Origin of the sequence: Acutalibacter muris (assembly GCF_002201475.1) — a bacterium.
GTDB classification, from domain to species: Bacteria; Bacillota; Clostridia; order Oscillospirales; family Acutalibacteraceae; genus Acutalibacter; species Acutalibacter muris.
Genome location: NZ_CP021422.1, coordinates 3,575,766 through 3,596,387 on the forward strand (window position 1 = coordinate 3,575,766; position 20,622 = coordinate 3,596,387).

Annotated in this window: 36 protein-coding genes; 3 read left to right on the forward strand and 33 right to left on the reverse strand. The window is 58.1% G+C overall.

Features of this window, described 5'->3' with window-relative positions; all coding sequences use genetic code 11:
• Positions 1 to 174: 174 nt before the first annotated feature.
• Together ADH66_RS18310 and ADH66_RS18315 are read left to right on the forward strand one after the other, a co-directional pair.
• Complete coding sequence (locus ADH66_RS18310) at positions 175 to 483, forward strand: hypothetical protein (RefSeq protein ID WP_084384367.1); 309 nt, start codon at positions 175 to 177, stop codon at positions 481 to 483.
• An 86-nt stretch (positions 484 to 569) separates the two neighbouring features.
• Complete coding sequence (locus tag ADH66_RS18315) at positions 570 to 902, forward strand: DUF1801 domain-containing protein (protein WP_066537842.1); 333 nt, start codon at positions 570 to 572, stop codon at positions 900 to 902.
• A 46-nt stretch (positions 903 to 948) separates the two neighbouring features.
• Here ADH66_RS18315 and ADH66_RS18320 read toward each other — a convergent pair whose 3' ends face one another.
• Entirely contained in the window at positions 949 to 1,392 is a 444-nt protein-coding gene (locus ADH66_RS18320; protein ID WP_066537840.1) for a zinc ribbon domain-containing protein, read from the reverse strand.
• Positions 1,393 to 1,466: 74 nt separating this feature from the next.
• Positions 1,467 to 1,916: a gamma-glutamylcyclotransferase family protein gene (locus ADH66_RS18325; RefSeq protein ID WP_066537832.1), complete on the reverse strand. Its 450-nt coding sequence runs from the start codon at positions 1,914 to 1,916 to the stop codon at positions 1,467 to 1,469.
• Positions 1,917 to 2,045: 129 nt separating this feature from the next.
• Here ADH66_RS18325 and ADH66_RS18330 point away from each other — a divergent pair, with 129 nt between their 5' ends.
• The gene (locus tag ADH66_RS18330; RefSeq protein ID WP_066541817.1) at positions 2,046 to 3,584 is read left to right on the forward strand and encodes a Na+/H+ antiporter NhaC family protein; all 1,539 of its coding nucleotides are present in this window, start codon (positions 2,046 to 2,048) and stop codon (positions 3,582 to 3,584) included.
• A 10-nt stretch (positions 3,585 to 3,594) separates the two neighbouring features.
• Here ADH66_RS18330 and folK read toward each other — a convergent pair whose 3' ends face one another.
• From folK to rpsC, 31 genes are all read right to left on the reverse strand, one after another.
• Positions 3,595 to 4,071, reverse strand: coding sequence for a 2-amino-4-hydroxy-6-hydroxymethyldihydropteridine diphosphokinase (gene folK / locus ADH66_RS18335; protein ID WP_084384366.1), 477 nt, complete (start codon positions 4,069 to 4,071; stop codon positions 3,595 to 3,597).
• On the reverse strand, positions 4,056 to 4,451 hold the full coding sequence (gene folB / locus ADH66_RS18340) for a dihydroneopterin aldolase (protein WP_084384365.1): 396 nt from the start codon (positions 4,449 to 4,451) through the stop codon (positions 4,056 to 4,058). The genes folK and folB overlap by 16 nt, the downstream gene beginning before the upstream one ends.
• 22 nt (positions 4,452 to 4,473) lie before the next feature.
• Positions 4,474 to 5,229, reverse strand: coding sequence for a dihydropteroate synthase (gene folP, locus ADH66_RS18345; protein WP_066541814.1), 756 nt, complete (start codon positions 5,227 to 5,229; stop codon positions 4,474 to 4,476).
• A gap of 159 nt (positions 5,230 to 5,388) precedes the next feature.
• Positions 5,389 to 5,955, reverse strand: a complete 567-nt coding sequence (gene folE, locus ADH66_RS18350) for a GTP cyclohydrolase I FolE (RefSeq protein ID WP_066537822.1) — start codon at positions 5,953 to 5,955, stop codon at positions 5,389 to 5,391.
• A 29-nt stretch (positions 5,956 to 5,984) separates the two neighbouring features.
• Positions 5,985 to 6,728, reverse strand: coding sequence for a ComF family protein (locus ADH66_RS18355; protein WP_066537819.1), 744 nt, complete (start codon positions 6,726 to 6,728; stop codon positions 5,985 to 5,987).
• A gap of 13 nt (positions 6,729 to 6,741) precedes the next feature.
• A complete protein-coding gene (locus tag ADH66_RS18360) occupies positions 6,742 to 8,256 on the reverse strand; it encodes a UDP-glucose--hexose-1-phosphate uridylyltransferase (RefSeq protein ID WP_201448086.1) in 1,515 nt (504 codons plus the stop codon).
• Positions 8,257 to 8,384: 128 nt separating this feature from the next.
• On the reverse strand, positions 8,385 to 8,726 hold the full coding sequence (rplQ, locus tag ADH66_RS18365; RefSeq protein ID WP_066537818.1) for a 50S ribosomal protein L17: 342 nt from the start codon (positions 8,724 to 8,726) through the stop codon (positions 8,385 to 8,387).
• Between the two features lie 21 nt (positions 8,727 to 8,747).
• Positions 8,748 to 9,701 carry a DNA-directed RNA polymerase subunit alpha gene (locus ADH66_RS18370; protein ID WP_066537816.1) on the reverse strand — a complete coding sequence of 318 codons (954 nt, stop codon included), beginning with the start codon at positions 9,699 to 9,701 and terminating at the stop codon, positions 8,748 to 8,750.
• Between the two features lie 110 nt (positions 9,702 to 9,811).
• Positions 9,812 to 10,438, reverse strand: coding sequence for a 30S ribosomal protein S4 (gene rpsD, locus ADH66_RS18375; RefSeq protein ID WP_066537811.1), 627 nt, complete (start codon positions 10,436 to 10,438; stop codon positions 9,812 to 9,814).
• Between the two features lie 24 nt (positions 10,439 to 10,462).
• Complete coding sequence (gene rpsK, locus ADH66_RS18380; RefSeq protein ID WP_066537809.1) at positions 10,463 to 10,861, reverse strand: 30S ribosomal protein S11; 399 nt, start codon at positions 10,859 to 10,861, stop codon at positions 10,463 to 10,465.
• A 15-nt stretch (positions 10,862 to 10,876) separates the two neighbouring features.
• Positions 10,877 to 11,245 carry a 30S ribosomal protein S13 gene (gene rpsM, locus ADH66_RS18385; RefSeq protein ID WP_066537806.1) on the reverse strand — a complete coding sequence of 123 codons (369 nt, stop codon included), beginning with the start codon at positions 11,243 to 11,245 and terminating at the stop codon, positions 10,877 to 10,879.
• A 144-nt stretch (positions 11,246 to 11,389) separates the two neighbouring features.
• A complete protein-coding gene (rpmJ, locus tag ADH66_RS18390; RefSeq protein ID WP_004824776.1) occupies positions 11,390 to 11,503 on the reverse strand; it encodes a 50S ribosomal protein L36 in 114 nt (37 codons plus the stop codon).
• 56 nt (positions 11,504 to 11,559) lie between these two features.
• Positions 11,560 to 11,778, reverse strand: a complete 219-nt coding sequence (gene infA / locus ADH66_RS18395; protein WP_066537804.1) for a translation initiation factor IF-1 — start codon at positions 11,776 to 11,778, stop codon at positions 11,560 to 11,562.
• Positions 11,779 to 11,781: 3 nt separating this feature from the next.
• Positions 11,782 to 12,048 (reverse strand): KOW domain-containing RNA-binding protein, encoded by a 267-nt coding sequence (locus ADH66_RS18400; RefSeq protein WP_066537803.1) that lies wholly within the window; start codon positions 12,046 to 12,048, stop codon positions 11,782 to 11,784.
• 10 nt (positions 12,049 to 12,058) lie between these two features.
• Complete coding sequence (gene map, locus ADH66_RS18405) at positions 12,059 to 12,811, reverse strand: type I methionyl aminopeptidase (RefSeq protein WP_066537800.1); 753 nt, start codon at positions 12,809 to 12,811, stop codon at positions 12,059 to 12,061.
• Positions 12,808 to 13,446, reverse strand: a complete 639-nt coding sequence (locus ADH66_RS18410) for an adenylate kinase (protein WP_066537799.1) — start codon at positions 13,444 to 13,446, stop codon at positions 12,808 to 12,810. Before ADH66_RS18410 ends, map begins: the two co-directional genes overlap by 4 nt.
• A gap of 90 nt (positions 13,447 to 13,536) precedes the next feature.
• Positions 13,537 to 14,853, reverse strand: coding sequence for a preprotein translocase subunit SecY (gene secY, locus ADH66_RS18415; RefSeq protein ID WP_088364480.1), 1,317 nt, complete (start codon positions 14,851 to 14,853; stop codon positions 13,537 to 13,539).
• Between the two features lies 1 nt (position 14,854).
• Entirely contained in the window at positions 14,855 to 15,295 is a 441-nt protein-coding gene (gene rplO / locus ADH66_RS18420) for a 50S ribosomal protein L15 (protein WP_066537797.1), read from the reverse strand.
• A 21-nt stretch (positions 15,296 to 15,316) separates the two neighbouring features.
• Positions 15,317 to 15,484: a 50S ribosomal protein L30 gene (gene rpmD, locus ADH66_RS18425; protein ID WP_066537795.1), complete on the reverse strand. Its 168-nt coding sequence runs from the start codon at positions 15,482 to 15,484 to the stop codon at positions 15,317 to 15,319.
• Positions 15,485 to 15,499: 15 nt separating this feature from the next.
• On the reverse strand, positions 15,500 to 15,967 hold the full coding sequence (rpsE, locus tag ADH66_RS18430; protein WP_066541808.1) for a 30S ribosomal protein S5: 468 nt from the start codon (positions 15,965 to 15,967) through the stop codon (positions 15,500 to 15,502).
• Between the two features lie 56 nt (positions 15,968 to 16,023).
• Complete coding sequence (gene rplR, locus ADH66_RS18435; protein WP_066537790.1) at positions 16,024 to 16,383, reverse strand: 50S ribosomal protein L18; 360 nt, start codon at positions 16,381 to 16,383, stop codon at positions 16,024 to 16,026.
• A gap of 58 nt (positions 16,384 to 16,441) precedes the next feature.
• Positions 16,442 to 16,990 carry a 50S ribosomal protein L6 gene (gene rplF / locus ADH66_RS18440; protein ID WP_066537787.1) on the reverse strand — a complete coding sequence of 183 codons (549 nt, stop codon included), beginning with the start codon at positions 16,988 to 16,990 and terminating at the stop codon, positions 16,442 to 16,444.
• Positions 16,991 to 17,009: 19 nt separating this feature from the next.
• Positions 17,010 to 17,408, reverse strand: coding sequence for a 30S ribosomal protein S8 (gene rpsH / locus ADH66_RS18445; protein ID WP_066537784.1), 399 nt, complete (start codon positions 17,406 to 17,408; stop codon positions 17,010 to 17,012).
• 21 nt (positions 17,409 to 17,429) lie between these two features.
• A complete protein-coding gene (locus ADH66_RS18450) occupies positions 17,430 to 17,615 on the reverse strand; it encodes a type Z 30S ribosomal protein S14 (RefSeq protein ID WP_066537781.1) in 186 nt (61 codons plus the stop codon).
• A gap of 15 nt (positions 17,616 to 17,630) precedes the next feature.
• Complete coding sequence (gene rplE / locus ADH66_RS18455) at positions 17,631 to 18,173, reverse strand: 50S ribosomal protein L5 (protein ID WP_066537779.1); 543 nt, start codon at positions 18,171 to 18,173, stop codon at positions 17,631 to 17,633.
• Between the two features lie 18 nt (positions 18,174 to 18,191).
• A complete protein-coding gene (rplX, locus tag ADH66_RS18460) occupies positions 18,192 to 18,509 on the reverse strand; it encodes a 50S ribosomal protein L24 (protein WP_066537777.1) in 318 nt (105 codons plus the stop codon).
• Positions 18,510 to 18,525: 16 nt separating this feature from the next.
• The gene (gene rplN, locus ADH66_RS18465) at positions 18,526 to 18,894 is read right to left on the reverse strand and encodes a 50S ribosomal protein L14 (RefSeq protein ID WP_066537774.1); all 369 of its coding nucleotides are present in this window, start codon (positions 18,892 to 18,894) and stop codon (positions 18,526 to 18,528) included.
• A gap of 56 nt (positions 18,895 to 18,950) precedes the next feature.
• The gene (gene rpsQ, locus ADH66_RS18470; protein WP_084384363.1) at positions 18,951 to 19,208 is read right to left on the reverse strand and encodes a 30S ribosomal protein S17; all 258 of its coding nucleotides are present in this window, start codon (positions 19,206 to 19,208) and stop codon (positions 18,951 to 18,953) included.
• Between the two features lie 20 nt (positions 19,209 to 19,228).
• A complete protein-coding gene (rpmC, locus tag ADH66_RS18475) occupies positions 19,229 to 19,432 on the reverse strand; it encodes a 50S ribosomal protein L29 (RefSeq protein ID WP_066537765.1) in 204 nt (67 codons plus the stop codon).
• Positions 19,429 to 19,851: a 50S ribosomal protein L16 gene (gene rplP / locus ADH66_RS18480; protein ID WP_066537763.1), complete on the reverse strand. Its 423-nt coding sequence runs from the start codon at positions 19,849 to 19,851 to the stop codon at positions 19,429 to 19,431. The genes rpmC and rplP overlap by 4 nt, the downstream gene beginning before the upstream one ends.
• Positions 19,852 to 20,616 carry a 30S ribosomal protein S3 gene (gene rpsC / locus ADH66_RS18485; protein WP_066537760.1) on the reverse strand — a complete coding sequence of 255 codons (765 nt, stop codon included), beginning with the start codon at positions 20,614 to 20,616 and terminating at the stop codon, positions 19,852 to 19,854.
• Between the last annotated feature and the right edge of the window lie 6 nt (positions 20,617 to 20,622).

The following is a 20,622-nucleotide window of genomic DNA, read 5'->3' on the forward strand; positions in this document are numbered from 1 at the left end:
CGTTCGCAAAAAGTTAATAATTTCATTTTACCTCAAAACTGACGTTTGTGCAACAATAAATCCATGATTTCCCGGCAAAAATCTCCCCAAAAAGTAAAAGCCCCGGGAGGAATTGCTTTCTTGGGGTGGGTGTGCTATAATACAGCCAAACCCAAAACTTACAGGAGGCCGAAAATGAAAACGATTTTTTGCATACTCACGGCCCTTACTCTATTGCTCTCAGCCTGCTCCGGCAGCAAAAGCGGCTCGGTTACCTTCCGTGCCACCGTGCTGGAGATAAACGACGGCTATTATCTGGTGGAGCCTGTCGAGGGCAGCGCGGAGCTTAAAAGCGCGGACCAAATTACCGTGCCCATGAAGAACATGGCCCCTTCGCCAGAGCCGGAGGTGGGGGACATCCTGGAGATAGAGTATGACGGCTACATTGCGGAGTCGTACCCCGCGCAGATAAACAATGTATATAGCGTCAGGGTGGTGGAGTAGGCGGGAGGCTCTTTACAGATAAAAGGGCGGCTGGGAGAAAGATTCCCCATAATTACGAAAAGTCAAGGCTTTAGAGGTGGATTTCAATGAAGGAGCAGATAAAAGAGCAGATAAATAGTTATTCTGTGGAAGTAGTTGATATGTTTGAGCATTTAAGGCAGCTGCTTTTTGACAGCGCCCCCTGTGAGCCGGAGGAAAAGCTATGGGCGAAACTGCCGAGCTACTATGTTGGAAAATCCTTCGTGCGGCTGATACCGTTCAAGGATCATATCAATATTGAGGCGCAGGCCGCCCTTTCTCATAAGGAGGAACTGACAGGCTATAAATTCACACCGAAAGGGATGTTGCAGATATACTTTAGACAGGATATCCCCTCTGAAATTTTGAAGCGTATATTTGCAGAAACTTTAGCTGGATAAGCCGAAAGGGCGGACCCTCCCGGGTCCGCCCTTTTCTTTTATGCTCTCAGCTTTTCTGCCAGTGCCGAAGCTTCGGCAGCTCCTTCTCAAAATACTCCCGGGCCTGCTCCGGGGTGAAATTTTCGTTCGACATATGCTCTGAAAGAAAATCCAGTAGTGAGTCCATGTCCGGGTACGCGAATTTTCCTTCGGTATAGCACCACTTGCAGTATTCCTCGTTAAAGCTGCCGTCGGGCTCCCGGCTGATGGAGCCGTCCTCCAAGGGCATCCCGCAGCACTGGCAGATAAGCTGCCTGGGCGAGCCCAGAAGGGTATTTATGGACACGTCAAAGAGCCTTGACAGCAGCTTTAAGGTGTCCGTGCCCGGGGTAGTCTCGCCGTTCTCCCAGCGGCTCACCGCCTGTCGGGTGACGAACAGCTTCTCCGCCAGCTCGTCCTGGGACATTCCCGCCTTGGTCCTCAAATCCAAAATTATGTTTTTAGTCTCCACTTTATATCCCACCTTTCATGCACCAATCATAGCACATCTCATGGGAAAGCACAAGCAACCGCCTGTTGCCCCCTTCAGTCTGTGACCTCCCGATAGGCCTCCTCTAATCCCGCCGTGTCAAGGCCGAAGGACCTAAAGCCCTCCAGGCACCCCTGATAATACTCCTCCGTAGGCGCGCCCGGGCCGTAACTCTCCCGCATTATATAGATAAGCGCCCGCTCCCGGCGGCTCTCCCCGGTGGAGCTGTCCTTGAAACTCACGTCAAGCTCCGTCTTATAATAGAACTCCGGGTAACCCTCATACTCCTCCAGCTTCTCAAGATTCTCAGGCGTTACCTCCCAGATCCCTATGGGCACTGAGCCCTCCGGCTTTGGCAGCAGGGTCAGGTAATATCCCCTTGCCGCTCCCCGGAAAGCCAGCCTATATCCCGACAGCGCCCCCGCTCCCGCTGGCTTCGCCCCCGGGCACCGCAGGGCCATCTGCTCAAGGTTCAGATTGCTGCCGTAGGCAATGTAAAAGGACATTTGATGTCACTCCTTATCTTCATAGTTATATTGCAGCTCATAAAACAGGTATTTCCCCTTGACAAACCGCCCGGGGGAAACTATACTATTATGGTATACTTTAGAAAAGTGAAACAGGAGGAGATAGGAATGGGATTTGAAATGATAGACGCCGGCTGGCTCTCAATACTGCCGCCGGTGGTGGCCATCACCCTGGCCTTGCTGACAAAGGAGGTGTACTCGTCCCTGTTTTTGGGGATATTCACCGGTATGTGCGTGTACTGCTTCTCCACCGGCGGAAGCCTTTTGCAGGCCGTTACATACGTCTTTGACATGATGGCCGGGAAGATAGGGGACAACGGTTATATGATAATCTTCCTGGTGCTGCTGGGGTCTCTGGTGACCATAGTCACCCGCTCCGGGGGTACCGGGGCCTACGGCCAGTGGGCCATAAGGCGCATAAAGACCCGGCGCTCTGCGAAGCTTACCACCTCTCTTTTAGGGCTGCTTATCTTTCTGGACGACGGCTTCAACTGCCTTACGGTGGGCACGGTAATGCGGCCCATCACCGACAAGCATAAAATATCCCGGGAGAAGCTCTCGTACCTTCTGGACGCTACCGCCGCGCCCATCTGCATTATAGCCCCTATCTCCAGCTGGGCTGTGGCCGTGGCCTCGGAGGTGGAGGAGGCCGGGGGCCTTGGGGCCTTTGTGCAGACTATCCCCTTCAACCTCTACGCCCTGCTGACCATCGCCATGGTGTTCCTCCTCAGCGCCACCGGCTTCGACTTTGGGCCCATGAAAAGGGCAGAAACCAACCCGCAGATACCAGAGGAGAGCACAGAGGGAACACCACAGGGCGGCGCACAGCCCAGGGGCACGGTGCTCGATCTGGTGCTGCCCCTCGTGACCCTTATCGTCACCGCCATTCTGGGCATGGCCTATGTGGGCGGTTTCTTTCAGGGCGCCAGCTTCTCAGAGGCTATCGGTGAAAACCCTGTGGCCGGGCTGACCCTAGGGACCTTTGCGGGGCTCCTTGTGGCCCTTATAATGTACCTGCCCAGAAGGCTGATGACCATGAAGGAGTTTATGACCGGCATAATCGACGGCATAAAGACCATGATACCGGCCCTTACCATTCTTATTCTGGCCTGGGCTCTGGGCGGTGTCTGCCGTGAGATGATCGGCACCGGAAACTTTGTCAGCGGCATAGTCTCCAGCGGGCATATCTCCATGAGGCTGATACCGGCCATAGTCTTTGCCGTGGCGGCATTTTTAAGCTTCTCCATGGGCACGGCCTGGGGCACCTTCGGCATACTCCTGCCCATTGTGTCCATGATATGCGCGGGCCCCAACGGGGCGGAGGTGCTGATTCCCTCTCTGGGTGCTACCTTAGCGGGCTCGGTCTACGGCGACCACTGCTCCCCCATCTCGGATACCACCATTCTGGCCTCCACCGGGGCACAGTGCGACCATCTGCGCCATGTGGAAACTCAGCTGCCCTATGCCACCCTGGTTGCCGGGGTGTGCTTCTTGGGATATATCGTGGCCGGATTCACAAGGAGCGCGGCCATCACCATCATTGCGTCTCTGGCAATATTGGGTCTGGTGTTCGCCGGTATCGCCCTGCTGCAAAAGCGCGGTGTGAAGCCTTCTGGCAAGGAAAGTCCTCTGCCAGGCTCCAGGTGATCCGCCCCGCTTATTTATAGAGCCGCACTCCGCTTTTGTCCACCGTCTGATATGCCCTGTCAAAGTTCAGCCCCAGGGCGTTATGGCTTGGGAATATGTCCGACATGGGCACCATAACAAACGCCCTCTCCAAGATGGCCGGATGCGGCAGCTTTAGCTCCTCTGTGCCGCTCTCGGCTCCTTCATACACCAGTAAATCTATATCGATAGTACGGGCCCCATGGTACTCTCTGCGCACCCGGCCGAGCCTGCTCTCAAGCTCTAGGCACCTGTGCAGAAGCTCCAGGGGCTCTAATTCTGTCTCTATGAGCACACAGCAGTTAAGATAGTCCTCCTGCTCAGAGAGCACGTCAAAGGGCTCCGTCTCGTAAATATTCGAGATGGCCAGCAGTCTTGTCCCTGGCAGCTTCTCAAGCCCGGAGAAGGCCCCCGCCAGGTTCTCCTCCCGGTCCCCCAGGTTTGTCCCTATACCTAACAGGGCACGCACGGCAGCTTCCCCCTCTCCGCGGGGCGGCTGAGCTCTGTCTCCACCGCCACGTAGCCGAATTTCGCGTTCATGGGGGCCTCCGGCTTTTTCAGCAGCAGCCCCACCTTCTCCACCTTCGGGTGCTCCCTCAGTATGGCCTCGCACACCGTCTGGGCGGCCCGCTCGATAAGGTCATAGCTTTCGGCGGTAAAGGCCCTCTGCACGGTCTTGCGCACGGCGGCATAGTTTACGGTGTCCTCCAGGCTGTCGGTCTGTCTGGCCCTTGACAGGTCCGCGTGCAGTGTGATATCCAGCAGGAAGGTCTGGCCGTCCCGCTTTTCCTCCGGGTTCACCCCATGGTACGCGAAAAGCTCCAGGCCCTTTATATATATCCTGTCCATGCTTATTTACTTAACACCCCTTTCAGTCTATTGCTTTCAGGGCGTCAGCCATCCTCGCGGCCTGTAAGGCCTCCTTCACGTCATGAGCCCGCACCATGTCCGCTCCGCCCAGCACCGCCGCCGTGTGCGCCGCAAGAGTAGCGGCCAGGCGCTCCTCAAAGGGCGGGTTCCCGCAGGGCATACCTGTCACCCGCTTTCTGGAGGCGGCCATAAGATAGGCTGTGCCCGGGAGTTTAGCCCGTTCCACATGGGCTATAAGCCGCAGGTTGTCCTCATAGGTCTTGCCAAAGCCTACGCCAGGGTCAAAGCAGACGCGCTCCTGGGCCACGCCCATCTGTTGGGCCCTTTCAAGCCTTTCCTCAAAAAATGCCTTTACCTCTGAAAGTATATCCCCCTGCTTTGCCCCGCAGGGGTGCATTATTACGCACCCGCAGCCGGACCCGGCCACGGCCCGGAGCATATCCTCTCCAAAACCGGACACGTCGTTAATAATGTCGGCCCCCGCCGCAAGGGCCCTCTCCGCCACCCAGGGATAGAAGGTGTCTACGGAGACGGCTATGCCGGCGCCCTTCACCACCGCCTCCACCACCCGGCCGATGCGCTCCCATTCCTTTTCCCGGGGAATGGCCTCGTATCCCGGGCGGGTGGATTGGCCGCCGATATCTATGATGTCTGCGCCCTGTTTCTCCATCTCAAGTGCCCGGGCAAGTGCCTTTTCCGGGTCCAGGTATTTGCCGCCGTCCGAGAAGGAGTCGGGGGTTACGTTTAGGATTCCCATTACGTAGGTTCTGGTCAGAGGGAAAACTTTATTTTTGGCAATAAAATTGTGCAAAATTTTGTACTCTCCTTCAGTATTTTTGCCGCTCGCTTCGCGCGGCATAGACCTTGGGGCTCTGTCCCAAACCCTGCCAGGGGAACCTGTCCCCCTGGACTCCCTTTATTGCTTCCCCTTTAACAGCGCGGTAACCTCCGCCCTGGTCCTTGCGTCCGACCTCATGCATCCTCTCAGCGCCGAGGTCTCCGTCACCGTCCCCGCTGCCCTGGCCCCTCTCATGGTCATGCACAGGTGCTCCGCCTGTATGAACACCGCCACCCCCTGGGGTTTCAGGTTATCATAGAGAAAATCCGCTATCTGCCCCGTAAGCCGCTCCTGGACCTGGGGCCGCCGGGCAAAGCAGTCCACTATCCGCGCAAACTTTGACAGCCCGATTATCCCTCCGTCCTTTGGAATATAGGCGATATGCGCCCGGCCTATAAAGGGCAGCAGATGGTGCTCGCACACGGAATACAGTGGGATATCCTTCACGAATACCAGCTCGTCGTGCTTGCCGCTCTCATTAAATATCTTCAGGTGCTCCTTAGGGTCGGAGGCCAGCCCGGAGAATATCTCCCCATACATCCTTGCCACGCGGTCAGGGGTCTCCTGAAGGCCCTCCCTCTCCGGGTCCTCTCCCACAGCCTCGAGAATATCCCGCACCGCCCGGCGCAGCTTGTCCATGTCCATAAAGCTCTCCTCCAAAATATCAGTTTATTTTAAAGCCACCGCAAGATCTCGCCGGTCTCTGTCTCCTCGCTCCCGCCCGTGCCGGCCTGTTCCACGCCGCTGCCGGGCCGCTCTGCTTTGCTGACGGCTGCGCACAGGCAGCACACGGACCTTGCCCCGGCTCCATACAGCACAGAAGCGCACTCCTTCAGTGTGGAGCCGCTGGTAACGATATCGTCCACCAGGAGTATGTCCCTGCCCCTTGCCAGCTCCGAGGCCCGATACGCCCCCAGCAGGTTCTTCTTCCGTTCCTCAAGGCCCAGGTCGTGCTGAACCTTTGTCTTCTTCACTTTTTCCAGCAGCCTTAGTACTTCAAGGCCGTTATGCCTTGCCACCTGCCAGGCCAGCAGCTCGCTCTGGTCATAGCCTCGGTCCTTAAGCCCCTCCGGGCTCAGGGGCACATAGGACACCACCCAATCCCACTTCGGCAGCTCCTTCACCAGCCCGGCCATTGGGACTCCAAGGCGCAAGGCTATGACCCGGTAGCCCCCGAACTTATAGAGCAGCATAGTCTCCCTATAACCCCCCTCATAGGTGAAGGGGGCCAGTACCGGCGCCTCCCGGCCATTATTCAAGCGGAGGATACGGCGGTTAGGCTCCTCCGGCAGCTTCCCGGCACATAAAGGGCAGAAAAGCCTATCCGGCGGCACTCGTTCCTCACAGCACAGGCACTTGGGCGGGAAGAAAAGCGCCCGCAGCCAATCCCAGCAATTTGCAGGAAACTCATTTTTCATTTAAGCGCCGTACTCAGCGCACGCTCCCGCAAAACCTGCGGAAAGCCTCCCGGCCCTTTTCGTCGTCCTTAAACACACCGGCATTGCCCAAAATCCTCCCGAACTTCTCGCCGATGCTGTCCTGTATGGCTTTTTGGAGGTCTTTTGCCGGGATATTCCTGGCCTTCAGTTCCTCATACCAGGCCTTATGCTTCTCCATCTCGGGCCGGGACATAATCTCCTCCGCCCTGCTTCCGTCAGAAAGGGCCTCCTGCAAAAGCCCGGTCTCCGTCAGCAGCCGGGGGGGCAGTATGGCAAGGCCCATCACCTCGATAAGGCCGATGTTCTCCTTCTTGATATGGTGGTACTCGGCGTGGGGGTGGAACAGGCCCAGGGGGTGCTCGTCTGTGGTGCGATTGTTGCGCAGCACCAGGTCCAGCTCGAAGTCCTCTCCCCTGCGTCTTGCAATGGGCGTTATGGTGTTATGGGGGGTCCCTTTAGTCTCAGCGAGCACCTCCGCGCTCTCGTCGGAGTAGCCCCTCCAGGCGGCCAGAATTCTGTCAGCCAGTTCCACCATCTGCTCCCGGTCCTTTCCCCGGAGCCTTATCACCGACATGGGCCAATGCAGTATGCCCGCGTCTATACCCTCAAAGCCCTCAAAGCTCACCTTCTCCCGGACCTCTGCCCTGGCCATGGGCAGCTCCTCGGCCCCGCCCTGGAAGTGGTCGTGAGAGAGTATTGATCCGCCGACTATGGGCAGGTCCGCGTTGGAGCCGATGAAGTAGTGAGGCAGAAGGGTACCGAACTCCAAAAGCCGCCTAAAGGAGGCCCTGCTCACCTTCATGGGCCGGTGCTCCTCGCTGAGGACAATGCAGTGCTCGTTATAGTATACATATGGCGAATACTGCAAGTACCACCGCTCCCCGTCCAGGGTAATGGGTATAAGCCGGTGGTTGCCCCTGGCGGCCTGGTTGGCGCTGCCCAGGTATCCCTCGTTCTCCCGGCAGAGAGCGCAGGCCGGATAGCCGGACTTGGGTGCGTTGCGGGCGGCGGCTATGGCCTTTGGGTCCTTCTCCGGCTTTGAGAGGTTGATAGTAATGGTCAGGTCGCCGTAGGGCGTGGGGGCCGTCCATTTGCGGTCCTTCTCTATACGGTCCACCCGGATGTAGTTTGTGCTGCGGCTCAAGGCATAGTAATAGTCGGTGGCCTCCCTTGGGGAGCGTTCATACAGCCTGTTAAATTCCCCCACCACCTCAGAGGGCCGGGGAGTCAGGCAGGCCATGAGCTCCGTGTCAAACTGGTCCTGGGCGTCCTGGTTTCCGGGCTCCAAAAGTCCCTTATCCTTGGCAAACTGGCAGAGGTCCTCTAAAATCTCCGCCGGGGTATGGAATTTCTCCTCCACCTTCACCGGGGTGAAATTAGACTCCTTCAGCAGGGCAAGTATGCGGTTGGCGGCGTAGGCCGTATCCAGGGCTGTGATGAGCCCCCGGTCAAGGCCATAGGACAGAAGACGGGAGATGGCAAGGTTTAGGTCAATAGCAGGTTTCATATGGCGACATCCTTTCTAAAGTTGGGAGACAGGTTTTTTCTATTGTACACCCTTTTGGGGGCGCAGGTCAATAGACCACGCAAAAAAGCGCGCTCCTTTTGGGAAACGCGCTTTCTTTTCCTCCTAGCTTACACCAGCTCCAAGACCGCCATCTCTGCGGCGTCGCCCCGGCGGGGGCCAAGCTTTGTGACCCTGGTATAGCCGCCGTTGCGGTCGGCATACTGGGGCGCTATGGTATTGAACAGCTTTGCGGTCACGCTCTCCTTGGTGACAAAGCTCATCACCATACGCTTGCTGTGCAGGTCGTTGGTCTTGGCTATGGTTATCATCTTCTCAGCCAGAGCCTGCACCTCTTTTGCGCGGGTGGCGGTGGTCTCGATCTTCCCGTTCTCGAAGAAGAAAGTCACCAGCCCCCTGAGCATCGCGGTACGATGCGCGGTGTTGCGGCCCAGCTTTCTGGTTCCCGGCATGAAGATACCTCCTATCTGTGCTTATTCGTCGTCTTTACGCAGGCTGAAGCCAAGGGAAGCCAGCTTCCACACGACCTCCTCCAGCGACTTGCGCCCCAGGTTGCGGACCTTCATCATGTCGTCCTCGGACTTGTTGATAAGGTCCTCCACGGTGTTTATACCCGCGCGCTTGAGGCAGTTGAACGAGCGGACCGACAGATCCAGCTCTTCTATGGTCATTTCCAGCACTTTCTCTTTGCCGCCCTCATCCTTTTCCACCATTATCTCCGTGGACTTGCCTTTATCCGAGAGGTCCACAAACAGGTTCAGGTGGTCGGTGAGGACCTTTGCCGCAAGCGACACGGCCTCCTGGGCATTTATCACCCCGTTGGTCCAGACCTCCAGGGTAAGCTTGTCAAAGTCGATGCTCTGTCCAACGCGGGTATTCTCCACGTTGAAGTTGACCTTGAGTACAGGTGTGTAAATGGAATCCACCGCAATTTCGCCGATAACACCCTCGGGCATATTCTGCTTGTTGCGCTCGTTCGAGACATAGCCCCTTCCCTTATCCAGGGTCAGCTCCATATAGAACCTGGCCCCCTCGCCCAGGGTGGCGATGTGCAGCTCGGGGTTCAAAATCTCCACCTCGCTGTCCGCCTGGAGGGACGCGGCGGTAACCTCACAGGGCCCCTCCGCCGAGATCTCCACCGTCTTCGGTCCGTCGCAGTAGAGCCTTGCGACTATGCCCTTGACGTTCAGGACTATCTCGGTCACGTCCTCCTTTACTCCCGGGATGGTGGAAAATTCGTGGAGCACGCCGTCTATCTTTATAGACCTGGGGGCCACGCCCGGCAGGCTTGACAGCAGCACCCGGCGCAGCGAGTTCCCCAGAGTGGTGCCGAAGCCCCGCTCCAAAGGTTCGATGACGAACCGGCCATATGTGCCGTCCTCGAATGTTTCCGCTATATCAATTTTGGGTCTTTCTATCTCAATCATCCGCGATCCTCCTCTACACAGGCAAAGTAACGGCTTCTCTATACGCTTGTCTTCCCTAATAGTTTCTGAAGGATAAGTGTGCAAAGCCACTTTCTTTCCGAAATCATTAATTACTTGGAGTACAACTCGACGATGAGGGTCTCGTCGACCTCAAGGTCGATCTCCTCGCGGGTGGGCAGCGCATCGACCTTCGCCTGTGCGTTGGCCGCGTCTACGTCCAGCCACTTGGGCACGGGCTTTGCGGAGTTCGCCTCCAGGACGGCCTTGAACTTGTTGCTCTGGCGGCTCTTGTCCTTAATGGCGACCATCTCACCTGGCTTTACAAGGTAAGAGGGGATATCCACCTTCTTGCCGTTCACGGTGAAGTGGCCGTGCACCACCAGCTGGCGGGCCTCGGCCCTGGAGCTGGCCCAGCCGCAGCGGTACACCACGTTGTCCAGCCTGCTCTCCAGAAGGATCAGGAGGTTGTCGCCGGCCTTGCCGGGCATATTGGTGGCCATCTCATAATAGTGGTGGAACTGGCCCTCCAGTACACCGTAGAAACGGCGGGTCATCTGTTTGGCTCTCAGCTGCATACCGTACTCCGAGGCCTTCTTGCGGCCCTGGCCGTGCTGCCCGGGGGCATATGCCCTCCTTGAGATGGCGCACTTATCGGTGTAGCAGCGCTCGCCCTTCAGGAACAGCTTCTGCCCCTCGCGGCGGCAGAGCTTGCAAACGGCTTCTGTATATCTTGCCATATTTTCTGTAACCTCCTAATGTTTTTACACGCGGCGCCTTTTGGGCGGGCGGCAGCCGTTATGGGGGATGGGGGTCACGTCTTTTATCATGCTCACGTCCAGCCCTGCGGCCTGCAGCGCGCGGATAGCGGCCTCGCGGCCGGCGCCGGGACCCTTGACGAACACCTCGACGGATTTCATTCCGTGCTCCATCGCCAGCTTCGCGGCGGTCTCGGCCGCGGTCTGTGCGGCGAACGGAGTGGACTTTCTGGAGCCCCTAAAGCCCAGCTCGCCGGAGCTTGCCCAGGAAATGGCGTTGCCCTGGGTGTCGGTGATGGTGACGATGGTGTTGTTGAACGTGGACTGGATATGGGCCGCGCCGCGTTCGATATTCTTACGCTCGCGGCGGCGGCGCACTGTACCCTTCGTGGTCTTTTGTGCCATTTTGTGAATCCCTCCTTACTTCTTCTTATTAGCCATGGTCTTGCGCGGGCCCTTGCGGGTGCGGGCATTGGTCTTGGTGCGCTGGCCCCTTACGGGCAGGCCCTTTCTGTGGCGCACGCCGCGGTAGCAGCCGATCTCCACCAGACGCTTGATGTCGAACGCTACGTCCCGGCGCAGATCGCCCTCCACGTGGCAGTTCTTGTCGATATAGTCGCGGAGCTTCGAGGCGTCGTCCTCGGAGAGGTCCCTCACGCGGATGTCAGGGTCGACGCCCGTGGCCGCGCAGATATTCGTGGCGGTCTTGCGGCCTATGCCGTAGATATAGGTCAGAGCGATTTCAATTCGCTTGTCTCTTGGCAGGTCGATACCGGAAATACGAGCCATGTTATTGACCATTCCTTTCACTTGGTTTGTCGGGGATTAGGGTTTTTGCGCTTGCTTCGCTCGCGCCTAAGGCCGCGGGACGCTGTCCCGCACCCTGCCAGGGAGCACAGCCCCCTGGACCCCTCCCGCTTCGCGCCGCTCTATTTAGCCCTGGCGCTGCTTGTGCTTGGGGTTCTCACAGATGACCATGACCTTCCCCTTGCGCTTTATAATCTTGCACTTCTCACACATCTTCTTAACAGAAGGACGTACTTTCATTCTGTCATCACTTTCCTTTCTGTCAGGATTGTCTCACTCTCTATGGCCACGGGCATCTACTTTGACCGCCACGTTATCCGCCCCTTTGTCAGGTCGTAGGGCGACATCTCCAGCGTCACCTTATCCCCCGGCAGTATGCGGATGAAATTCATCCGCAGCTTCCCGGATATATGGGCCAGCACCGTGTGCCCGTTCTGAAGCTCTACCTGGAACTGTGCGTTCGGCAGAGCCTCCTTTACGACGCCCTGCACCTCAATTACGTCTTGCTTTGACATACCTCAAACCTCCGCGGGTATATTCTCTCTCTGCCCGCCCGCTTCACGCAGGGCGGCCCGAAGTTTACGATTGGTGGCAAGCGCCTCCTCGGAAAGCACCGTTAAAGTCGGGCTCAGATGCATAAGCTTTTTGCGCTTTGGCCGCTCAAGGGGCCTGCCCTTGCCGTCGGCCAGCACCGCCCAGGGGGGCTCTGTACTAAGCACCGCAAGCAGACTGCCCTGATCCCTTCCCGCCTTTGACCTTACCACCTGGCCGCGCTTGAGTTCCATAGCGCCCCCCTTACTCAGGCAGGGTCAAAATGACCGGTCCCTGGGGGGTTATTGCCACGGTGTGCTCAAAGTGCGCCGACAGGCTGCCGTCCTTTGTGACTACCGTCCAGCCGTCGGGCTTCACCTCTATCTCGCGCCGGCCCTGGTTTATCATCGGCTCTATGGCGATGACCATACCAGCCGTCAGTCTTACACCCCTTCCCGGGGTGCCGTAATTGGGGACGCTGGGGTCCTCGTGCATCTCCGCACCTACTCCGTGGCCGGTAAACTCTCGTACCACCGAGTAACTGCGGGCTTCGGCATACTCCTGTACCGCGCGGCCCACATCGCCCACCCGATTGCCCGGCCGGGCCTTCTCGATACCTAAAAATAGGGACCGCTCGGTGGCGTCAAGAAGGGCTTTCGCCTCCTCACTTATCTCCCCGCAGGGGAAGGTCCAGGCGTTGTCGCCGTGGAAACCCTCGTAGTAAGCGCCTACGTCTATGCTGACGATATCGCCCTTTTTAAGAATGACGCTCTTCTTCGGTATGCCGTGGATGACCACGTTGTTCACTGAAATACACGCGCTGGCGGGATAGCCGTCATAGCCCAGAAAGCTGGGCTTCGCTCCCTCCGACTCTATATACTGCCGCACGAGCTTGTCGATCTCCCAGGCCGATACGCCCGGTTCCACCGCCTCGCCCGCAAGCCGCAGAGCCTTCTGGGAAATCCTCCCCGCCTTGCGCATCACGCTGAGCTCCCTGCTGGTTTTCAGCACGATCATGAAAGGTCCTCCAAGGCTTCCAAAACCATCCTCGTAGTGTCCTCCACCTTGTCCTGTCCGTGCACTACCCGCAGCTTGCCCTGCTTGCTGTAATATTCCTTCAGCGGCTCGGTCTGGCTGTGGTAAACCTCCAGCCTTTCCTTCACCGTATCCGGGTGGTCGTCCTTGCGCTGAATGAGGGCGCCCGCGCAGCTGTCGCATACGCCCTCCTCCTTGGGCTGCTTATACAGCACATGGTAGGAGGCTCCGCACTTCTCGCAGACGCGGCGTCCGGACATACGGGTCACTATATCCTCGTCGGCCACCTCAATATCCAGCACAACGTCGATATCCGCGCCCATACCATCCAGAGCCTCGGCCTGGGGGATGGTCCTGGGAAAGCCGTCAAGGATGAAGCCGTTCTTGCAGTCCTCCTCCTTGATGCGGTCCTTTATGATGCCAATTAGTATCTCATCGGGCACCAAAGCCCCGCTCTCCATATAGCTCTTTGCTTTAAGTCCCATCTCCGTGCCGTTCTTCAGCGCCTCGCGCAGGATATTTCCCGTCGAGATCGCCGGTATCTTTTTATTCTCACAAATTACTTCGGCCTGGGTGCCCTTCCCGGCCCCCGGAGCCCCTAAAAGGATCAGCTTCATACCGATACATCCTTTCTTCTCTGTGGCAGATCCGGCGGCAGGAGCCTAATCTTTTCGGCACCTGCTCTGCCCTTCTGCCCAAATATCTGTTTAGTCCAGGAAGCCCTTATAGTGGCGCATCATCATCTGGCTCTCCATCTGCTTGACGGTCTCCAGCGCCACGCCCACGATAATTATCACCGACGTGCCGCCCAGGGACAGACCCTGCATATTGGTAATGTTGGTGAAGATAATGGGTATCAGCGCCACGAACGCCAGGAACAGCGCGCCAATGAGGGTCACCTTGGAGAGGATCTTGGCAATAAACTCTGCCGTGGGCCGTCCCGGACGCAGACCCGGCACGGTACCGTTGTTCTGTCTGAGGTTATTCGCCATCTCCAGGGGGTTGTACTGGACGGACATATAGAAGTATGCGAACATGATGATCAGCAGGAAGTAGAGCACCGTATAGAGCCACCCGTTATTGGAGAAGGCGTCCATAAAGGCCTTGCCGAAGCCCTCGGTGGGGTTCCAGAAGAACTTGACGAACTGGGGTATGCTCAGTATGGCGCTGGCGAAGATCACCGGCATAACGCCGCTCATGGCCACCTTCACCGGCATATAGGTGCTCTGGCCGCCGTACATTTTGCGGCCCACTACCTTTTTGGCGTACTGCACCGGGATGCGGCGCTCCGCCTCATTCATAAATACGATGACCCAGATGACCACCAGGAACAGGACGATAAACAGGGGCGCCAGCACCAGGTACTGGCCGCTGGTAGAGGGGCTCTCCAGCCCCAGGCTGAAATACTGCCACACGCCGCCAAAGGTCACGGGCAGCCTTGCAACTATACCGGCAAACAGGATAATCGAGATACCGTTGCCGATGCCCTTATCGTTTATCTGCTCGCCCATCCACATGATAAGGGCCGTGCCCGCCGTAAAGGTCAGCACGATGACTATTCCCACAAAGGCCCCGGCAAAGCCGTCGGTCACCTTCACCACGCCCGCGTTGGAGCGCAGATAGAAATAGTAAGCAATGCCCTGTATGAGCCCAAGGCCCACTGTCACATAGCGGGTGATGGTGGCTATCTTCTTGCGGCCGGTCTCGCCCTCTTTTGAAAGGCGCTCCAGGGCCGGGATAGCAATGGTCAGCAGCTGCATAATGATGGAGCTGTTGATATAGGGAGTGATGCCCATAGCAAACAGCGAAGCATATGAGAACGCGCCGCCGGTAAGCATATTGATATAGCCCAGAGCCGAGTTGCTCTCGCTGGCGGTGTTCATCATCGCGGACAGCGCCGAAGCGTCCAGGAAGGGCACCGGGATAACCGAGCCGAACCTGAATACCACGATGATGAGAAGGGTGTAGAGCATTTTCCTCCGAAGGTCCGGGATACGCCAGGCATTTTTGATGGTGTTCAGCAACTCAGACCACCTCGGCTTTCCCGCCTGCGGCCTCTATCTTGGCCTTTGCCGCTTCGGAAAAAGCGTTTGCCTTGACCGTCAGTTTCTTCGTGACCTCGCCGTTTGCCAGCACCTTCAGGGCGTCGCCGCTCTTCTTGAGCACGCCGACCTCCATAAGAGCCTTCACGTCTACCTCGGCGCCGTCCTCAAAGCAGTTGAGGCTGCCCACGTTTATAGAGACTACCTCTTTGGCGAAGATATTGTTGAAGCCACGCTTCGGGATACGCCTCTGCAGGGGCATCTGGCCGCCCTCAAAGCCTGGGCGCATACCGTGGCCGGCCCTTGCCTTCTGGCCCTTATGGCCCTTGCCGGCGGTCTTGCCGTTGCCGGAGCCGTGGCCGCGGCCAATGCGCTTCGGGTCCTTTGTGGCGCCGGGCACGGCTGTAAGCTGGTTTAGCTTCATTTTAACGCACCTCCTTCAAGCTTATTCACTAACCTCTACCAAATGACTGATCTTATTTACCTTGCCCTTGGTCTGGTCGTTGTCGGGCTGCTCCCGGCAGTCTCCCACCTTGAAAAGCCCCAGGGCATGGGCAGTGGCTATCTGATCCTTCTTGCTGCCGATAAGGCTCTTTATAAGCGTTACTTTCATCTTTACGAGCCCTCCTTACAGTATTTCCTTGACCTGCTTGCCCCGGATGGCGGCCACCTCTTCGGCGGTACGCAGCTGGGTAAGACCGGCCAAAGTGGCCCGCACCACGTTGCACGGGTTATTGGAACGCAGGGCCTTTGTGCGGATGTCCTTAATGCCCGCGCTCTCCACAACGGCGCGCACCGGGCCGCCGGCGATAACGCCGGTACCGGGGGCGGCGGGCTTCAGGATAACCTTGCCCGCGCCGAACTCGCCCACTATCTCGTGGGGGATGGTGCTGCCGCGAAGGGCCACATGGTAAAGGTTCTTTTTGGCGTCCTCAATGCCCTTGCGGATGGCGTCAGGCACCTCGGCGGCCTTGCCAATGCCAAAGCCCACCGTGCCGTTGCCGTCGCCCACCACCACCAGGGCGGAGAATTTCATGACGCGGCCGCCCTTAACGGTCTTTGATACGCGGTTTATGGCCACGACGCGCTCCTGCATCTCTACGCCGTTCGGGTCAAAATTCCTCTCACTAGCCAAACTCTATTCCTCCTCGCTCAGAATTTCAGGCCGCCCTCGCGGGCGCCCTCGGCCAGCTCCTGCACGCGGCCGTGGAAGATATAGCCACCGCGGTCAAAGACCACGTTGCTGATGCCCTTCTTCTGGGCGCGCTCAGCGATGAGCTTGCCCACTCTCCGGGCTGCCTCCTTGTTGCCGCCGCTGCCCTCAAAGCCCTTTTCCACGGTGGACGCGGCGCACAGGGTTACCCCCGCCACGTCGTCTATCACCTGGGCATAGATATTCGCAGAGGAGCGGAACACGTTCAGGCGGGGCCTCTCGGCTGTGCCGGAGATCTTGCCCCGGACCCGTCTGTGCCGGCGCAGGCGCGCCTTATTGGTATCCGGTTTGTTTACCATAGATTTTACCTTCTTTCATTCAACGCTTGTATACGTTTAGGCGGCCTTAGCCAAGGCTTTAGCCTTTAGCGCCCTTGCCGGCCTTGCCTTCCTTATGGCGGACATACTCGCCCTGATAGCGGATGCCCTTGCCTTTATAGGGCTCCGGCGGGCGCTTCTCCCGCACCTCGGCGGCAAACTGGCCCACCTTCTGCTTGTCAATGCCGGAGATAATGATGGTGTTGGCGTTGGGGGCCTCTATCTTGATGTCCTCATTCTCGCTCACCACTACCTGATGGGAAAAGCCCAGGTTCATCACCAGGTCCTTGCCCTGCTTCTGCACACGGTAGCCCACGCCCTGGACCTCCAGGGTCTTGGAGAAGCCCTCGGTCACGCCTACCACCATGTTGTGGATAAGCGTGCGGGTCAGGCCGTGAAGAGACCTGTTCTCCTTCTGGTCGTCCGGGCGGGTGACCAGGATTTCGCTGCCCTCCTGTGCAATGCCCATCTTCGGGTTAAAGCTCTGGGAGAGCGTGCCCTTCGGCCCTTTTACGCTCACTTCGCTGCCGTTGATCTTTACCTCAACGCCGGCGGGAATATTTATGGGTTTTCTTCCAATTCTCGACATACTCGACGCACCCCCTTCTTTACCAAATGAACGCCAGCACTTCGCCGCCGACGTTTTGCTGCCTTGCGGCCCTATCAGTCATGACGCCCTTGGAGGTGGAGACTATGGCCACACCCAGGCCCTTCATGACTTTGGGCAGCTCCTCGGCGCTGGAGTAGATGCGCAGGCCGGGCTTTGAGACCCGTTTCAGGCCCTTTATAACCGGCTGGCGCCCCTCGGCATACTTCAGAGAGATGGTAATGACCCCCTGCTTGCCGTCCTCCTTCACGGAGTAGTGCCGCACATAGCCCTCGTCCACCAGTATCTGGCAGATGGCCTTCTTCATGTTGCTGGCGGGCACCTCCACTGTATCATGCTTTGCGGCCTGCGCGTTGCGGATGCGTGTCAGCAGGTCCGCGATGGTATCGGTAACTTGCATGAACTTTTCCTCCTTCCTGTATTACCAGCTTGCCTTCTTCACGCCGGGAATCTCACCCTTATAGGCGAGCTCTCGAAAGCAGATGCGGCAGATGCCGTACTTGCGAAGGTAAGCGTGGGGCCGGCCGCATATCTTGCACCGGTTATACTGGCGGGTGGAAAACTTCGCGGGCCTTTGCTGCTTTATCTTCATAGATGTCTTTGCCACAAAATGTCCCTCCCTTTATCTCGTGAACGGGGCGCCCATCAGGGAAAGGAACTCCCGGGCTTCCTCGTCGGTGTGTGCCGTGGTCACAAAGCAGATGTCCATGCCCCGCACCTTGTCTATCTTATCATAGTCTATCTCGGGGAAGATCAGCTGCTCGCGGATACCCATATTGTAGTTGCCCCGGCCGTCGAAGGAGTTGGGGTTTATGCCCCTAAAGTCCCTGACGCGCGGCAGGGCCACGTTGAAGAGCCTATCCAGGAACTCGTACATCCGCTCGCCCCGAAGGGTGACCTTCACGCCAATGGGCATCCCCTCGCGCACCTTGAAGTTCGCCACGCTCTTCTTCGCTTTGCACACAACGGGCTTCTGGCCGGTAATTTTCATAAGGTCGCCCGAAATGGCGTCTATGGCCTTGGAGTTCTCCTTGGCCTCGCCGGCGCCCACGTTGATGACTATCTTGTCCAGCTTCGGTATCTGCATAACGGACTTATAGCCGAACTTCTTCATCAGCTGGGGGGCGATCTCCGTCTTATACATCTCTTTCAGTCTAGCTGCCATATTCTTCGTCTTCCTCCCTTACAGCGACTCGCCGCATTTTCTGCAAATGCGCTCTTTGGTGCCGTCCGCAAGGACCTTGTGGCCCACGCGGGTCGGCTTGCCGCAGCGGGGGCAGACCACCTGCACCTTGCAGGCGTAAATGGCGCTCTCCGCCTTGATGATGCCGCCGGGCTCGCCCATCCTGCGGGGCTTCACGTGCTTCTGCACGAAGTTGGCGTTCTCTATGATGACCTTGCCCTCCTTGGGGCTCACCTGCATGACCTTGCCCTTCTTGCCCCGGTCGCGGCCGCTGATGATCATCACGGTGTCGCCGGTCTTTACGTGTACTTTATTCATATTCGGTACACCTCCATCAAAGCACTTCGGGGGCCAGCGACAGGATCTTCATATACTCCTTGTCGCGCAGCTCACGGGCCACAGGCCCGAAGATGCGGGTGCCCCTGGGGTTTTTGTCCTCACGGATGATGACAGCGGCGTTCTCATCGAAGCGGATATAGGTGCCGTCGTCCCGGCGCACGCCGGAGGCGGACCGGACGATAACCGCCTTTACGACGTCGCCCTTCTTCACCACGCCGCCGGGCGCCGCCTTCTTAACAGAGGCCACCACCACGTCGCCGATATTGGCATACCTCCTGCCGGTGCCGCCCAAAACGCGGATGCACATGAGCTCCTTCGCGCCCGTGTTGTCGGCAACCTTGAGGTAAGACTGCTGTTGAATCACAGTTTGTTCCTCCTTTTACTTGGCTTCATAAGCCACAGGCTCTACCGGCCCCTAACTTATTTTGCCTTCTCGATGATCTCCACCAGCCGCCATCTCTTATCCTTGGAAATGGGCCTGGTCTCCATGATGCGCACGCGGTCGCCCACATTGCAGGCGTTCTCCTCGTCGTGGGCCTTGCGCTTCACGGTGCGCTTGATGATCTTGCCGTACATGGGGTGCTTCACGCTGTCCTGTATGGCCACCACCACGGTCTTATCCATTTTATTGCTTACCACGCGGCCTACCGCGGTCTTTCTCATGCTTCTTTCGCTCACTTCATTATCCTCCCTTCCCGTTAGGCGTTCCCGGCCTGCAGCTCATTCTCGCGTATAACTGTCTTCACGCGGGCAATGTCCTTCTTCACGGCCTTGATACGCATGGGGTTATCGAGCTGATTGATAGCGAGCTGGAAACGCAGGTTGAAAAGCTCCGCCTTTAGGTCGGAAAGCTTGGTATTCAGCTCGTCGGCTGTCAATTCTCTGATCTCTGAAGCCTTCATGACTGCGCCTCCGTTTCTTTTGTTACGAATTTGCACTTGATGGGGAGCTTGGCAGCGGCCAGCCTCAAAGCCTCCCTGGCGGTGGCTTCGGGTACGCCGCCCAGCTCGAACATCACCCTGCCGGGCTTGACAACGGCCACCCAGTATTCGGGCGAGCCTTTACCGGAACCCATGCGGGTTTCGGCGGGCTTCTGGGTCACGGGCTTGTCGGGGAATATCTTGATCCAGACCTTACCGAAACGCTTGCAGTAACGGGTCATGGCCACACGGGCGGCCTCTATCTGGTTGGACTTTATCCATGCCGGCTCCAGGGCCTGCAGGCCGTAATCGCCGTAGGTCACCTTGTTGCCGCGCATGGCCTTGCCCTTCATGCGGCCCCTCTGGACCCTGCGGTATTTCACGCGCTTTGGCATCAGCATTTACCTGCGCCCCCCTTCCCTGTTGTCTCTTCTCGGTCCGCGGTCGTTCCTGTCGCCGCGCGGCCTGCGGTCGTCCCTGCGGGGGCGGTCGCTGCGATCGCCCCTGGGGGCGCGCGAGCTGCGGCTGTCGCGGTTGTCGTTCAGCACCTCGCCCTTATATAGCCACACCTTTACGCCGATACGGCCATAGGTCGTGGCGGCCTCTGCAAAGCCGTAGTCGATGTCGGCCCGAAGGGTTTGCAGCGGAATGGTGCCGTCGTGGTACTCCTCGCTGCGGGCTATCTCCGCGCCGCCCAGACGGCCGGAAACCTTTGTCTTAATGCCCTTGGCCCCAAGTCTCATGCTCCTGCCGATGCAGCCCTTCATGGCCCGGCGGAAGCTTATGCGGCGCTCCAGCTGGGAGGCGATGTTCTCGGCCACAAGCTGGGCGTTCAGATCCGGCTGGCGGACCTCGACGATGTTGATGACTACGGGCTTGCCCAGCATCTTCTCGCACTGCTGGCGGAGCTTCTCTATCTCCGTGCCGCCCTTGCCTATGACCATGCCGGGCTTTGCGCAGTGGATATGGATGCGCACCTTGGAGGCGTCGCGCTCGATCTCTATCTTCGGGATGCCCGCCTGGTACAGCTGCTTTTTCAGGACCTTCCTCAGGTTATAGTCCTCTACCAGGGTGTCGCCGAAGTTGTTGTCCTTGGCGAACCACCGGGAATCCCAGTCCTTTATCACACCCACGCGAAGGCCGTGGGGATTGACTTTCTGTCCCATAATGTC